Below are 12,813 nucleotides of genomic sequence, written 5' to 3'. Positions count from 1 at the left end.
TTTTATTTGATAAAATCTGCTGATAATTTACGCGCATTCTTCATCCTGAAAAACCGGGCGGTGGCGTCTGGCCGGGCAATTGCGCCCGGCCCTGTTCAGCTTAGTCAGTGACTGCCGGAATGCCCAAAACCACCTGCGCCGCGCTGGGATTCGTCGAATTCCTGCACCAGTTCGAACTGCGCCTGGACCACCGGCACCAGCACCAGTTGGGCGATGCGCTCGCCGACCGCGATATTGAATGCGGTCTGGCCGCGGTTCCAGCACGACACCATCAATTCGCCCTGGTAGTCGGAGTCGATCAGGCCCACCAGATTGCCTAGCACGATGCCGTGTTTGTGGCCCAGGCCGGAGCGCGGCAGGATCAGGGCCGCCAGGCCCGGGTCGCCGACGTAGATCGACAGGCCGGTGGGGATCAGGATCGTCTGGCCCGGCTCGAGGACCGTGTCCTGCTTGAGCATGGCGCGCAGGTCCAGGCCGGCGGAACCTGGGGTGGCGTAGGCCGGAAGTGGGAATTCGTTTCCGATGCGTGGGTCGAGGATCTTGGCTTGCAAAGCGTGCATGGACATTAAACCTGGTTCAGCCGTTGGGCGATAAAAGAGATCAGTTGACGGGCAATCTTGCCCTTGCTGGTCTGGGCGAAAACGGTGGCGTGCAACTCGCGGTCGATCACGCTGATGGCATTTTCCTCACTGTTGAAGCCGATGCTCGGGTTGGCGACATCATTGGCAACGATCAGGTCGAGGTTTTTGTCTTTCAATTTGCGCGCGGCGTAGTCCAGCAAATGTTCGGTCTCGGCGGCGAAGCCGACGCTGAACGGACGGTCCGCACGTGTGGCGATGGTGGCCAGAATGTCAGGGTTGCGCACCATTTGCAGGAGCAGGCCATCGCCGCTTGTAGGGTCTTTCTTGAGCTTTTGCGGTGCAACGACTTCCGGCCGGTAGTCCGCAACCGCTGCCGAGGCGATGAACAGGTCGCACGGAATGGCCGCTTCACAGGCCGCCAACATGTCCCGGGCGCTGACTACGTCGATTCGGGTGACACGATCGGGCGTCGGTAAATGCACCGGGCCGGTGATCAGGGTGACACGTGCGCCTGCCTCAACCGCTGCTTCAGCCAGGGCAAAGCCCATTTTTCCTGAGCTATGGTTGGTGATGTAGCGCACCGGGTCGATGTTTTCCTGGGTTGGGCCCGCGGTGATCAACACGTGTTTACCGGTGAGAGCCAGGTGCTGGAAGCACTCGGCGGCACACAGCGCCAGGTCGGTGGCTTCGAGCATGCGGCCCATGCCGACGTCGCCACAGGCCTGGCTGCCGGACGCCGGGCCGAAGACCTTGAGGCCACGGCTTTGCAGGAGTTGGGTGTTGGCCTGGGTGGCCGGGTCGCGCCACATGGCCTGGTTCATCGCCGGGGCAATGGCGACGGTGGCGTCGGTGGCCAGTACCAGGGTGGTCAGCAGGTCATCGGCAATGCCCTGGGCCAGGCGCGCGATCAGGTCGGCGGTGGCCGGTGCGATGAGCACCAGGTCGGCCCATTTGGCCAGTTCGATATGGCCCATGGCGGCTTCGGCCGCCGGGTCCAGCAGGTCCAGGTGAACCGGGTGGCCGGACAAGGCCTGCATGGTCAGCGGGGTGATGAACTCACTGCCACCACGGGTCATGACCACGCGCACTTCGGCGCCTTGGTCCAGGAGCCTGCGAACCAGTTCCGCGCTCTTGTAGGCGGCAATGCCGCCGCCGACGCCGAGAACGATGCGTTTCCGATACAGACGCTGCATTGGTTTGCCTTTCCAGTTCAGTGAAGCCAGTTCAGTGACGCCTGCGATGACCCCTCCCCAGGTGAAATCGCATGCAAAAAAGAGGGCCTACGATAACACAGCGTCCGTCCGGCAACAGCGGCGCATACGGCGTACATCATGGAAAGGAGATGGGATGAGTATTCGCAATTGGCCTGCTGCCGAGCGGCCGCGGGAGAAGCTGTTGGAGTGGGGCGCGGCCAGTCTGTCCGATGCCGAGTTGCTGGCGATTTTCCTGCGCACCGGCGTATCCGGCAGGAGCGCCGTGGACCTGGCGCGCCACCTGTTGGCGCAATTCGGTGGGTTGCGCCCGCTGCTGGAAGCCAGCCAGGCGCTGTTCAATCAGCAGTTGGGCCTGGGGCCGGCGAAGTTTGCCCAATTGCAGGCGGTGCTGGAAATGTCCCGGCGCCACATGGCCGAGCGCCTGCGCAACGATTCGGTTCTGGAAAGCCCGCTGGCCGTGCGCGAATACCTCAAGGCGCTGCTGCGTCATGAGTCTCACGAAGTGTTTGGCTGCCTGTTTCTCGACTCCAAGCATCGGGTGCTGGGTTTCGAGGCGCTCTGCGAAGGCACCATCGATACCGCTCTGGTCTATCCCCGGCAAGTGGTCAAGCGTGCGCTGGCGTACAACGCGGCAGCGTTGATCCTGTGCCACAACCATCCTTCGGGAAGCGTGGACCCCAGCCCGGCTGATCGAAAATTGACCAAGGTTCTACAAAAAGCCCTGGAAATGGTGGACGTGCGGGTGCTGGACCACATCATCGTGGGCGATGGTGATCCGTTGTCGATGGCGGAATACGGATGGATGTAGAAGGCAGCTGCAAGGTCAGAGCTGCAAGCCACAAGTCGGCTTGCAGCTTGCAGCTTAAGGCTTGACGCTGACTTTGGAATAATCCTGGCGACCAAACGGGCTCACCTGGTAGCCACCGATATTCTTGCGCGTCAGGGCAAATGCTGTGGGGTGTGCCAGGGGCAGCCACAAGGCCTGCTGCTGGATCTGCGCCTGGGCCTGCTGGTAGAGCTTGGTGCGCACGCCTTGTTCGCTGGTGGTCTTGCCGGCGCTGATCAGCTTGTCCAGCGCAGGGTCGCAGTAGCGGGCGAAGTTGGTACCGGATTTGACGGCTGCGCAGGAAAATTGCGGGGTCAGGAAGTTATCCGGGTCGCCATTGTCGCCGGCCCAGCCCATGAAGAGCAGGTCGTGTTCGCCGGCTTTGGCGCGGCGAATCAACTCGCCCCACTCGATCACGCGGATGTCGGCCTGGATGCCGACCTTGGCCAGATCGGCCTGCAGCAGTTGAGCGCCAAGATTCGGGTTGGGGTTCAGCAAGCTGCCGGTAGGGCGGGTCCAGAGCGTGGTTTTGAAGCCGTCCTTGAGGCCGGCGCGGTTGAGCAGCGCCTTGGCTTTGGCGAGGTCTTCTGGATAACCCGGCAAGTCCTTGGCATAGCTCCAGGTATTGGGTGGATAAACACCATTGGCCGCTTCGGCGGTGCCTTCGAATACAGCCTTCAGGTAGCTGCCTTTGTCAAAGGCCAGGTTGATCGCCTGGCGTACCTCGGGCTTGTCCAGTGGCGGGTGCTGGCTGTTGATGGCGACGAAGGCAGTCATGAACGCGGCAGTTTTTTCCACCTTCAGGGCCGGGTCTTTTTCAGCTTCGCCCACATCCAGGGGCTTGGGCGACAGGGCGATCTGGCACTCGTCGCGATGCAGTTTCTGCAAGCGCACATTGGCATCCGGCGTGATGGCGAAGATCAGGTTATCCACCGTCGGTTTGCCGGCGAAGTAGTCCGGGTTGGCCTTGTAGCGCACCACCGCATCCTTCTGGAAACGCACGAAAACAAACGGGCCGGTGCCAATGGGCTGGCTGTTGAGCTTCTCGGGGGCGCCGGCCTTGAGCAATTTGTCGGCATATTCGGCCGGATAGATCGAAGCAAAACCCATGCTCAATGCTGCGAGAAATGTGGAGTCGGCGTGATCAAGGGTGAAGCGCACGGTCAGCGGGTCAAGAGCATCGATCTTCTTGATCAGCGCCGGCAATTGCAGGGATTGCGCGTGGGGAAAGCCGCTTTGGGCGATCTTGTGCCACGGGTTGGCCGGGTCGAGCATGCGTTCGAAGCTGAAGCGCACGTCTTCGGCCGTCAGGGTGCGGCTCGGGGTGAAATACTCGGTGCGATGGAATTTTACGTTCGGGTGCAGTTTGAAGGTGTAGGTCAGGCCGTCCGGGGAGACATCCCAGCTGTCTGCCAGGCTCGGCACCAGCTTGCCGGCGGTTGCGTCGTAGTCCACCAGGCGGTTCATCAGCACGTCCGCCGAAGCGTTGGTGGTGGTCAGCGAGTTGTACTGCACCACGTCGAACCCTTCGGGGCTGGCCTCGGTGCAAACGCTCAAATTGGTGGCGGCAGCGGCCGTCGGCGCGATAAAGAGGGGCGCTAGCAACAGCGGTAGGGCAGCGAGGCGCATATTCGGTTTCCTGTGCAGATCGAAGGCCCATCTGCGAGTGCAGTCTGGAAAAGTCCTACCGTAGTGGCCTGTTGATTAAATGACTAGCCTATTTTTGCCTGTGCTTTTGGCCAAAATGCTGTTTTGATGGCGCCTCAGCGCGTTTCAACGTGCAGGTCAGAGTGCTTGCAGGCGCTGAAAATCATTCTGTGCGACGAGCGGTCGGCTGTTACAGCGGCCCCTCCTGGCAACGGTTCAGGCGCCAATAGGCGAGATTTGCTCAGGTAAAAACACACTCGCTGTTGTTGCACCTGGGTCTTTCTGGTATAAAGCAGCGCTCTTTTCTAGGGGCCCGGTTCCTTCGCTTGTAGGTGTAGCCGGTAAGACCCTAAAGAAACGCGGCGCCTGGCGCCAAATGACTGAGAGATTAAGCGGCCAACCCATGCCGGGTTGGGCATGTGGTTTTAGAGGGCTGAGGCATGTCGAGAGTCTGTCAAGTTACCGGTAAGGGTCCGGTGACTGGGAATAACATTTCCCACGCAAATAACAAAACCCGTCGTCGTTTCCTGCCGAACCTGCAGCATCACCGCTTCTGGGTTGAAGAAGAGAAACGTTTTGTTCGCCTGCGTGTATCTGCCAAAGGCATGCGTATCATCGACAAGCGTGGCATCACTGTCGTGCTGGCCGAAATCCGCGCCGCCGGCAAGATCTAAGGAGCTCTATCATGCGTGAATTGATTCGAATGATCTCTAGCGCCGGTACTGGTCACTTCTACACTACCGACAAGAACAAGCGTACTACCCCGGACAAGCTCGAAAAGAAAATGTTCGACCCGCGCGTTCGCAAGCACGTGATCTACAAAGAAGGCAAAATCAAGTAATTGATTTCCTTCCTTGTGAAAAAAAGCCCGTATCTCACGATACGGGCTTTTTTTTGCCTGTGATTCGCTGATCAGGCCTTCTGTTCGAACACCACGTAGATCTTGCGGCACGCTTGCAGCACTTCCCAGGTGCCGCTGAAGCCGGCCGGGATCACAAAGCGGTCGCCGGCGCGCAGGGTTTTGGCATTCCCTTGGGCATCGCGCAGTACGGAAACTCCCTGCACGATCTCGCAGTATTCATGCTCGGTGTAATTGACTGTCCACTGCCCGATTTCGCCTTCCCAGACGCCCGCGTTCATTTGCCCGCATGGGCTGTTGTAGTGGTTGTAGATCGTCTGTTCGGGGTCGCCCTTGAGGATTTTCTCGGCGGCAGGGCGATAGCGGTCGGGGGCGGTATTGGCTTGGCTGAAATCGACGATGTCCTGGATGCTCATGTGCTTATCCCGTCTGGCCTGCAGTTGGAGAGCCCAAAGTCTATGTTTATTAAAATGAACATCGCAAGGGCGTTTGCCGCCGTTATGTCAAATATATTGAAACATCCCCAGCCGCTGGTTTAGGGTGGCAAGTGCCTTGAGCCGAACAGCAGGCTGGCCAGGCAAGCATTCGTGGAGGCGCCGGGATCACTTTTCCAGGCCCTTGTATCCAATAAGAGGAGGAGACTTGCATGACCACCCTGACCCGTGCCGACTGGGAACAACGCGCCAAGGACCTGAAAATCGAAGGCCGCGCTTACATCAATGGCGAATACACCACCGCCGCTTCCGGTGAGACCTTCGAATGCATCAGTCCGGTCGATGGCCGTCTGCTCGCCACTGTGGCCAGCTGTGACGCCGCCGACGCCCAGCGTGCCGTGGAAAACGCCCGTGCCACATTCAATTCCGGGGTCTGGTCACGCCTGGCACCGGCCAAGCGCAAGTCCGTCATGATCCGTTTCGCCGCGCTGCTCAAGGCCAATGCCGAAGAGCTGGCGCTGCTGGAAACCCTGGACATGGGCAAGCCGATCAGCGACGCCCTGAACATTGACGTCCCCGGCGCGGCCAATGCCTTGAGCTGGAGCGGCGAGGCAATCGACAAGATCTACGATGAAGTGGCGGCCACGCCCCATGATCAACTGGGTCTGGTGACCCGTGAGCCCGTCGGCGTAGTCGGTGCGATCGTACCGTGGAACTTCCCGCTGATGATGGCGTGCTGGAAACTCGGCCCGGCGCTGTCGACCGGTAACTCGGTGATTCTCAAACCGTCGGAAAAGTCCCCGTTGACCGCCATCCGCATCGCCGCTCTGGCCGTTGAGGCCGGCATTCCAAAAGGCGTGTTTAACGTGCTGCCGGGCTACGGCCACACCGTGGGTAACGCGCTGGCAGTGCATATGGACGTGGATACCCTGGTGTTTACCGGTTCCACCAAAATTGCCAAGCAACTGTTGATCCGCTCCGGCGAATCGAACATGAAGCGCGTATGGCTGGAAGCTGGCGGCAAGAGTCCGAACATCGTGTTTGCCGATGCACCGAACCTGCAAACCGCCGCCGCGTCCGCAGCCAGTGCCATCGCTTTCAACCAGGGCGAAGTCTGCACCGCCGGTTCGCGCCTGTTGGTGGAGCGTTCGATCAAGGACACCTTCCTGCCGCTGGTGATCGAGGCCCTCAAGGGTTGGAAACCCGGTAACCCGCTGGACCCTGCCACGAACGTGGGTGCGCTGGTGGACACCCAGCAGATGAACAATGTGCTCTCGTACATCGAAGCGGGGCATGCCGACGGCGCCAAACTGGTCGCCGGTGGCAAGCGCACCCTGGAAGAAACCGGTGGCACGTACGTCGAACCGACCATTTTCGACGGTGTGACCAACGCCATGAAAATTGCCCAGGAAGAAATCTTCGGTCCGGTACTGTCGGTGATCACGTTCGACAGCGCCGAAGAAGCTGTCGCCATCGCCAATGACACCCAATATGGCCTGGCTGCGGCGGTGTGGACGGCGGACATTTCCAAGGCTCACCTGACTGCCAAGGCCCTGCGTGCCGGTAGCGTGTGGGTCAACCAGTACGACGGCGGCGACATGACCGCTCCGTTCGGTGGCTTCAAGCAGTCGGGTAACGGTCGCGATAAATCGCTGCACGCGTTCGACAAATACACTGAGCTGAAGGCGACCTGGATCAAGCTGTAACCCTGCTGGAAACAGCACAGGGCAACTGTGGGAGGGGGCTTGCCCCCTCCCACATGGGGTATGCCTGATTTCTAGAGCATGCGCTCCAGGCCGACACTGGTGGCGAACCAGGCATTGAACCGGCGCCACCAACTGCCGGGCTCCCGGGTCAGGGTGTGCAACTGGCCGTTATCTTCCGTTACCCACACGATGTGCCCATCCTGCAGTTTCGCCTCGTATCTCAGTGCTGGCGCCATCCCTTGCAGCGCCAGGTTGCGTACGTGTTCCGCCAGTTCCGGGCTGTCCACCAGTACGCCGACCTCGGTGTTCCACAGCACCGAGCGCGGATCGAAATTGAAGGAGCCGATAAACGATTTTTCCCGATCGAAAATCATCGCCTTGCTGTGCAGGCTGGAGTCGGAGCCGCGAAAGCTGCCGCGACGAAACAGGTGCGGCCCGCTGCTTGCGCTGGGGTCGCCAGGTTGTCGACGCAGCTCATAGAGTTTCACGCCATGCTCCAGCAGCGCCTTGCGATAGGGCGCGTAGCCGCCGTGCACGGCGGGTACATCAGTGGCTTCGAGGGAATTGGTCAGCAGGTTCACTGACACGCCCGCATCGGCGCGGCCCGTCAGGTACACCAGCCCGGGAGGCCCGGGAACGAAGTACGCCGAAATCATGATCAGCTCACGGCTGACGCCCTCCAGCTCCGGCGCCAGTTGCGTGGTGAGGAGCAATTGCGGGTCCGGGTCGGCCTTGGCCAGCACCTTGCTCGGGGCATCCCACAGGGCCTGGTTCCAGGCCCAGATCAACTCGCGACGCCAGATATCCATGCGCGGCTGGGTCTGGTAGGTGCGCAGGCGGTTATACAAGGCGTGGTTCTGCTGACGCGATTGGGTCAGCGAGGACTCCAGGCGCCCACGCGCAACAGCGAGGTCGACCTTGGAGGGCATGTCCGCGACAAACTCATCGATAGGCTTGCTCAGCGCGCTGTTCCAGTACTGATCGAAACTGTGACCCAGTTGCTCGGCCACCGGCCCGACACTGAGCATGTCGATATCGGTGAAATTCAGGTTGGGTTCGGCATCGAAATACTCATCCCCCAGGTTGCGCCCGCCCACGATCGCCACGCTGTTGTCTGCCAGCCACAGTTTGTTGTGCATGCGCCGATGTTGCAGCGACAGGTTGAACAGGCGCCCCATGGCACGTGTCACCCCGGTGCTACGCCCCAGGTGCAGCGGGTTGAACAGGCGAATGTCGATGTTGGGGTGGGCGGCAAGCGTCGCGATGATCTGGTCGAGCCCGTCGCTGGTGGTGTCGTCCAGCAGGATGCGCACGCGCACGCCGCGGTCGGCGGCCTTGAGCAGTTCATCCACCAGCATGCGCGTGCTGATACCGTCATGCACAATGTAGTACTGCAGGTCGAGGCTGGTCTGGGCGTTGCGGATCAGTTCGGCGCGGGCCATGAAGGCTTCGCTGCTGTTGGGCAGCAGACGAAAGCCGGAGCGGCCCTGATACGGTGCCGCCTGGGCCTGGATCGAACGGCCGAAGGAGGAGTCTGCCGCCGGTAGCGCATCACTGGGCACGCGCGGTGTGTAGGCTGTCGCGCAGCCACCCAGTGCCAGTGCTCCCAACAGGGCAAGCGGTAAAAGCCGTTTAATCATCAAGGAAGCGGCATCCAGGTCAGGCGTTTGTCGGCATATGACGGCAATGGCTCGAAAAAGGTCAGTCTGCCGCTTCGGCTAGCAGGGTGTGCGCAGCGGTACCGACTTTGCGTACCGCTTCTTCAATCTGCGGCGTCGGTTTGGCAGCGTAGTTCATACGCAGGCAATTACGGTATTTGCCGGATGCAGAAAAGATGCTGCCTACCGCCACCTGGACGCCCTGGTCCATCAGCGCACGGTTGAGCTTGAGGGTATCGAAGCCCTCCGGCAATTCTATCCACAGCATAAAACTGCCCTGCGGCCGGCTGGCGCGGGTACCGGCGGGGAAGTAGCGGCTGACCCAGTCGAGCATCAGGTCGCGATTACGCTGGTATTGCGTGCGCATCCGGCGCAAATGCGGTTCGAAATAGCCGCCTTTGAGAAATTCCGCAATCGCGATCTGCGGCTGGGTAGCGGTCGAGCCTGTGCTGATGTATTTCATGTGCAGCACCCGGTCCAGGTAGCGCCCCGGCGCGACCCAGCCAATGCGCAGGCCAGGCGCCAGGGTCTTGGAGAACGAACTGCACAGCAGCACACGGCCGTCTTCGTCAAAGGATTTGATCGTGCGCGGGCGCGGGTAGCTGTAGGCCAGTTCGCCATACACATCGTCTTCGATGATCGCCACGTCAAAACGCTGGGCCAGGGTCAGCAGTGCGCGTTTGCGCGCCTCCGGCATGATGTAGCCCAAGGGGTTGTTGCAGTTGGGAGTGAGCTGGATGACTTTGATCGGCCACTGTTCCAGCGCCAATTCCAGAGCTTCAAGGCTGATACCGGTGATCGGGTCGGTGGGGATCTCGAGGGCTTTCATGCCCAGGCCCTTGAGGGTCTGCATGGCGCCGTGGAAACTTGGCGAATCCACCGCAACGATATCGCCGGGCTCGCAAATCGCGTGGATGCTGGCGGAAAGCGCCTCGTGGCAGCCGGTGGTGATGACGATATCCTCGGCCGTCAATTGGCAGCCGGAATCCAATGACAGTCGCGCAATTTGCTCGCGCAACTCCATACAGCCAAGAATGTTGTCGTAATACAGCCCGGGCAGATCCTGCCGGCGACTGACACGGGCCAGGCTGCGAAGCAACGGTTTGAGAGTGGGCGACAACACATCTGGCATGCCCCGGCCCAACTGTATGGTGTCTTTGCGCGGCACGGCACGAATCAATTCCAGCACCTGGTCCCACTGGGAAATCTCGACCGGTCGCTGGGCCGGGCGTCCCACCTCGGGCAGCGCCGGCAGTTCACGGCCCGCCGGCACAAAATAGCCGGACTTGGGCTTGGGCATCGCCAGGCCATTGTCTTCCAGCAATCGATAGGCTTGCTGCACGGTGCTCAGGCTGACCCCGTGCTCCACACTCAATGCGCGTACGGAAGGCAGACGGTCGCCGGGGCGATAGAAGCCTTGTTCGATGCGGGTGCCCAGCAATTCGGCGAGGTTGACGTAGAGGGTCACGGCGGTCACTCCCAACAGACCAGTACAGATAGGCGCAAAATACAGGATTCAGCCGTGTATAGGCAGTGTCTGTATGGATTTAATAAAGGGACGTTGAATCTGTATTGGTTTTGCGCGCGCGCTCATTCTAGTCACTCAAGGCAGCACGCTAACGAGGGACGGCAAAATGAATGGCATGAGCGATGTGCGGCTGGCGTTACACAGCCAGGAACTGGAAGCAGAGCAGGAGCGGGCGCCTTCTGTGCCCGGCGAAAACCGCTGGAGCCTGTTCTGGCGCCGCCGTCATACACGCAAGGTCTTGCTCACGCTGACGCGAGAGCAATTGCGCGACGTGGGGCTGACGGCAGAGCAGGCGCGCCATGAAGGCCTGAAGCCTTTCTGGCGCGATTGATCAGACCAGTTCCTTGAGGCGATGCCAGAGCATCCCCAGGGCCAGCAGCGGCGAGCGCAGGTGTTTACCACCAGGGAAGGTCATGTGCGGCACCTGGGCGAACAGATCGAAGCGCCCTTGTTGCTGGCCGCTGATGGCTTCGGCCAGCAATCTGCCCGCCAGGTGTGTGGCGTTGAGGCCGTGGCCTGCATAGGCCTGGGCGTAATACACATTGGGTTGATCCGCCAGGCGCCCGATCTGCGGCAACCGATTGGCGCCGATGCCGATCATGCCGCCCCACTGGAAGTCGATCTTCACATTGGCCAATTGCGGGAACACGTGCAGCATCTTTGGCCGCATATACGCGCCAATGTCTTGCGGGTCGCGCCCGGAATAGTGGCAGGCGCCACCGAACAACAGGCGGCGATCGGCGGACAGGCGGAAATAGTCCACCGTTACGCGCTGATCACATACCGCCATGTTCTGCGGCAACAGGCTGGCGGCTTGCGCTTCGCTCAAGGGTTCGGTAGCAATGATGTAGCTGCCGGCGGGCAATATCTTGCCGCTCAAGTGCGGGTTGAGGTCGTTGAGGTAGGCGTTGCAGGCCAGCACCAGCGTCGTGGCATGTACCTGGCCCAGGGCGGTGTGCACCTTGACCTGTGCGCCGTAGTCGATGCGCGTCACCTCGGACTGCTCGAATAATTGCACGCCCAACTGCCGGGCAACGGCGGCTTCGCCCAGGGCCAGGTTCAGCGGGTGCAGGTGCCCGGAGCCCATGTCGATCATCCCGCCCACATAGCGGTCGGAGCCGATCACGCTGGCCATCTCGCCGGCTTGCAGCAGGCGTACTGGATGGCGATAACCCAGGCTGCGCAGCTCTTCGGCGTCTTCGGCGAGACCCTGCAGGTCGCGGGGCTTGTTGGCGAGGTCGCAGTAGCCCCAGGTCAGGTCGCAGGGGATCTGGAAGCGCTCGACGCGCTCGCGTACGATCTCCACCGCTTCCAGGCCCATCAGTTTCATCTGGCGCACGCCGTCGGTGCCGATCACCTTGGTGAACTGGTCAAGGCCATGGCCGACGCCGCGAATCAGCTGCCCGCCGTTACGCCCACTGGCGCCCCAACCGATCTTGCGCGCCTCCAGCAGCACGACGCTGAAGCCGCGCTCGGCCAGCTCCAGCGCGGTGTTGAGCCCGGAATATCCCCCGCCAATCACGCAGACATCGGCACGCACCTCACCCGTCAACGCCGGGTAATCGGGGTGCGGCACGCTGCTGGCGGCGTAGTAGGACGCGGTGTGCCGGGCGCTGGCGATCATGGGGGCCTCCCTGTTTGAAAAATTTGACGCAGGATACAACGGTCGGGCGAAGCTGTCTGCGCGGTGCGTTTTGAGTCAGAATCCACACCTATTCGCCGTTCGGTATGTGTTTCGATGAGTTGCAACAGTCAGAAAATCAGCGCGCTGCGTCGACAGATACCTTCGTTCGAGTGTGTCCCCGGGTGCCACGACTGCTGTGGGCCGGTCACCACGTCGCCCGAAGAAATGTCGCGCCTGCCGCGCAAGACGGCTGCCGAGCAGGAGGCGGCCATGGATGAGCTCAACTGCGTGCACCTGGGGCCTGACGGCTGCACCGTGTATGACGAGCGCCCGCTGATCTGTCGCCTGTTCGGCACTACCAAGACGTTGCCGTGCCCCAATGGCCGGCGGCCGGTGGAATTGATTCATCCACGGGTTGAAAAGCAGATTCACGCGTACATGGCGAGTACCCGGCAGGTACTGGTGTAGCGGATGTACTCGGTCAATGTGGGAGGGGGGCTCCCGTGGTGGCCTGTCAACCGACGGTTACCCACCTGATACACCTCGGTCCAAGTGTGGGAGGGGGCTTGCCCCCGATGGCGGCCTCTGGGCCGACCAGGATGTTGGATTGGACCGGGTACATATCCGTTTCTGCGGTAACGGCTGCTATGGGTTCCGCTTTTACAGCGGGTCACTTTTGGAAAAGAGCCCCAAAAGTAACCAAAAAGGCTCTTGCCCCACCACTCGGCACCTCGCT

At 61.0% G+C, this 12,813-nt stretch carries 13 protein-coding genes; 6 read left to right on the top strand and 7 right to left on the bottom strand.

Annotation, left to right across the window (positions count from 1 at the left end; all coding sequences use genetic code 11):
• Positions 1 to 104 precede the first annotated feature (104 nt).
• Positions 105 to 560: a dUTP diphosphatase gene (gene dut, locus CIB54_RS03740; protein ID WP_101218841.1), complete on the bottom strand. Its 456-nt coding sequence runs from the start codon at positions 558 to 560 to the stop codon at positions 105 to 107.
• A 5-nt stretch (positions 561 to 565) separates the two neighbouring features.
• Entirely contained in the window at positions 566 to 1,774 is a 1,209-nt protein-coding gene (gene coaBC / locus CIB54_RS03735; RefSeq protein ID WP_010207499.1) for a bifunctional phosphopantothenoylcysteine decarboxylase/phosphopantothenate--cysteine ligase CoaBC, read from the bottom strand.
• A gap of 154 nt (positions 1,775 to 1,928) precedes the next feature.
• Between coaBC and radC the strand changes: the two genes are divergently transcribed.
• Positions 1,929 to 2,603 carry a RadC family protein gene (radC, locus tag CIB54_RS03730; protein WP_065886945.1) on the top strand — a complete coding sequence of 225 codons (675 nt, stop codon included), beginning with the start codon at positions 1,929 to 1,931 and terminating at the stop codon, positions 2,601 to 2,603.
• A 54-nt stretch (positions 2,604 to 2,657) separates the two neighbouring features.
• Here radC and CIB54_RS03725 read toward each other — a convergent pair whose 3' ends face one another.
• Entirely contained in the window at positions 2,658 to 4,250 is a 1,593-nt protein-coding gene (locus tag CIB54_RS03725; RefSeq protein ID WP_101218666.1) for an ABC transporter substrate-binding protein, read from the bottom strand.
• Between the two features lie 458 nt (positions 4,251 to 4,708).
• Between CIB54_RS03725 and rpmB the strand changes: the two genes are divergently transcribed.
• Positions 4,709 to 4,942: a 50S ribosomal protein L28 gene (gene rpmB, locus CIB54_RS03720; protein ID WP_003176907.1), complete on the top strand. Its 234-nt coding sequence runs from the start codon at positions 4,709 to 4,711 to the stop codon at positions 4,940 to 4,942.
• Between the two features lie 11 nt (positions 4,943 to 4,953).
• A complete protein-coding gene (gene rpmG / locus CIB54_RS03715; protein ID WP_003176906.1) occupies positions 4,954 to 5,109 on the top strand; it encodes a 50S ribosomal protein L33 in 156 nt (51 codons plus the stop codon).
• A gap of 71 nt (positions 5,110 to 5,180) precedes the next feature.
• On the opposite strand, the gene CIB54_RS03710 is transcribed toward rpmG, so the two are convergent.
• Positions 5,181 to 5,543 (bottom strand): cupin domain-containing protein, encoded by a 363-nt coding sequence (locus tag CIB54_RS03710; protein WP_065953233.1) that lies wholly within the window; start codon positions 5,541 to 5,543, stop codon positions 5,181 to 5,183.
• 230 nt (positions 5,544 to 5,773) lie between these two features.
• On the opposite strand from CIB54_RS03710, the gene CIB54_RS03705 reads away from it, so the two are divergent.
• Positions 5,774 to 7,267: an aldehyde dehydrogenase gene (locus CIB54_RS03705; RefSeq protein WP_065953232.1), complete on the top strand. Its 1,494-nt coding sequence runs from the start codon at positions 5,774 to 5,776 to the stop codon at positions 7,265 to 7,267.
• A 71-nt stretch (positions 7,268 to 7,338) separates the two neighbouring features.
• Here the strand turns inward: CIB54_RS03705 and CIB54_RS03700 are convergent, their stop codons facing one another.
• Positions 7,339 to 8,907, bottom strand: a complete 1,569-nt coding sequence (locus CIB54_RS03700) for a phospholipase D family protein (protein WP_101218664.1) — start codon at positions 8,905 to 8,907, stop codon at positions 7,339 to 7,341.
• Positions 8,908 to 8,968: 61 nt separating this feature from the next.
• Positions 8,969 to 10,393, bottom strand: coding sequence for an aminotransferase-like domain-containing protein (locus CIB54_RS03695; RefSeq protein WP_065953230.1), 1,425 nt, complete (start codon positions 10,391 to 10,393; stop codon positions 8,969 to 8,971).
• Between the two features lie 166 nt (positions 10,394 to 10,559).
• Here CIB54_RS03695 and CIB54_RS03690 point away from each other — a divergent pair, with 166 nt between their 5' ends.
• Positions 10,560 to 10,784, top strand: a complete 225-nt coding sequence (locus tag CIB54_RS03690; protein ID WP_065953229.1) for a DUF1127 domain-containing protein — start codon at positions 10,560 to 10,562, stop codon at positions 10,782 to 10,784.
• On the opposite strand, the gene CIB54_RS03685 is transcribed toward CIB54_RS03690, so the two are convergent.
• Positions 10,785 to 12,077 (bottom strand): NAD(P)/FAD-dependent oxidoreductase, encoded by a 1,293-nt coding sequence (locus CIB54_RS03685; RefSeq protein WP_101218662.1) that lies wholly within the window; start codon positions 12,075 to 12,077, stop codon positions 10,785 to 10,787.
• Positions 12,078 to 12,191: 114 nt separating this feature from the next.
• Here CIB54_RS03685 and CIB54_RS03680 point away from each other — a divergent pair, with 114 nt between their 5' ends.
• The gene (locus CIB54_RS03680) at positions 12,192 to 12,545 is read left to right on the top strand and encodes a YkgJ family cysteine cluster protein (protein WP_065953227.1); all 354 of its coding nucleotides are present in this window, start codon (positions 12,192 to 12,194) and stop codon (positions 12,543 to 12,545) included.
• Positions 12,546 to 12,813: the final 268 nt, after the last annotated feature.

This window comes from Pseudomonas fluorescens (genome assembly GCF_002837185.1).
GTDB classification, from domain to species: domain Bacteria; phylum Pseudomonadota; class Gammaproteobacteria; order Pseudomonadales; family Pseudomonadaceae; genus Aquipseudomonas; species Aquipseudomonas fluorescens_AM.
This window is presented reverse-complemented; position numbering and strand designations above follow the sequence as displayed.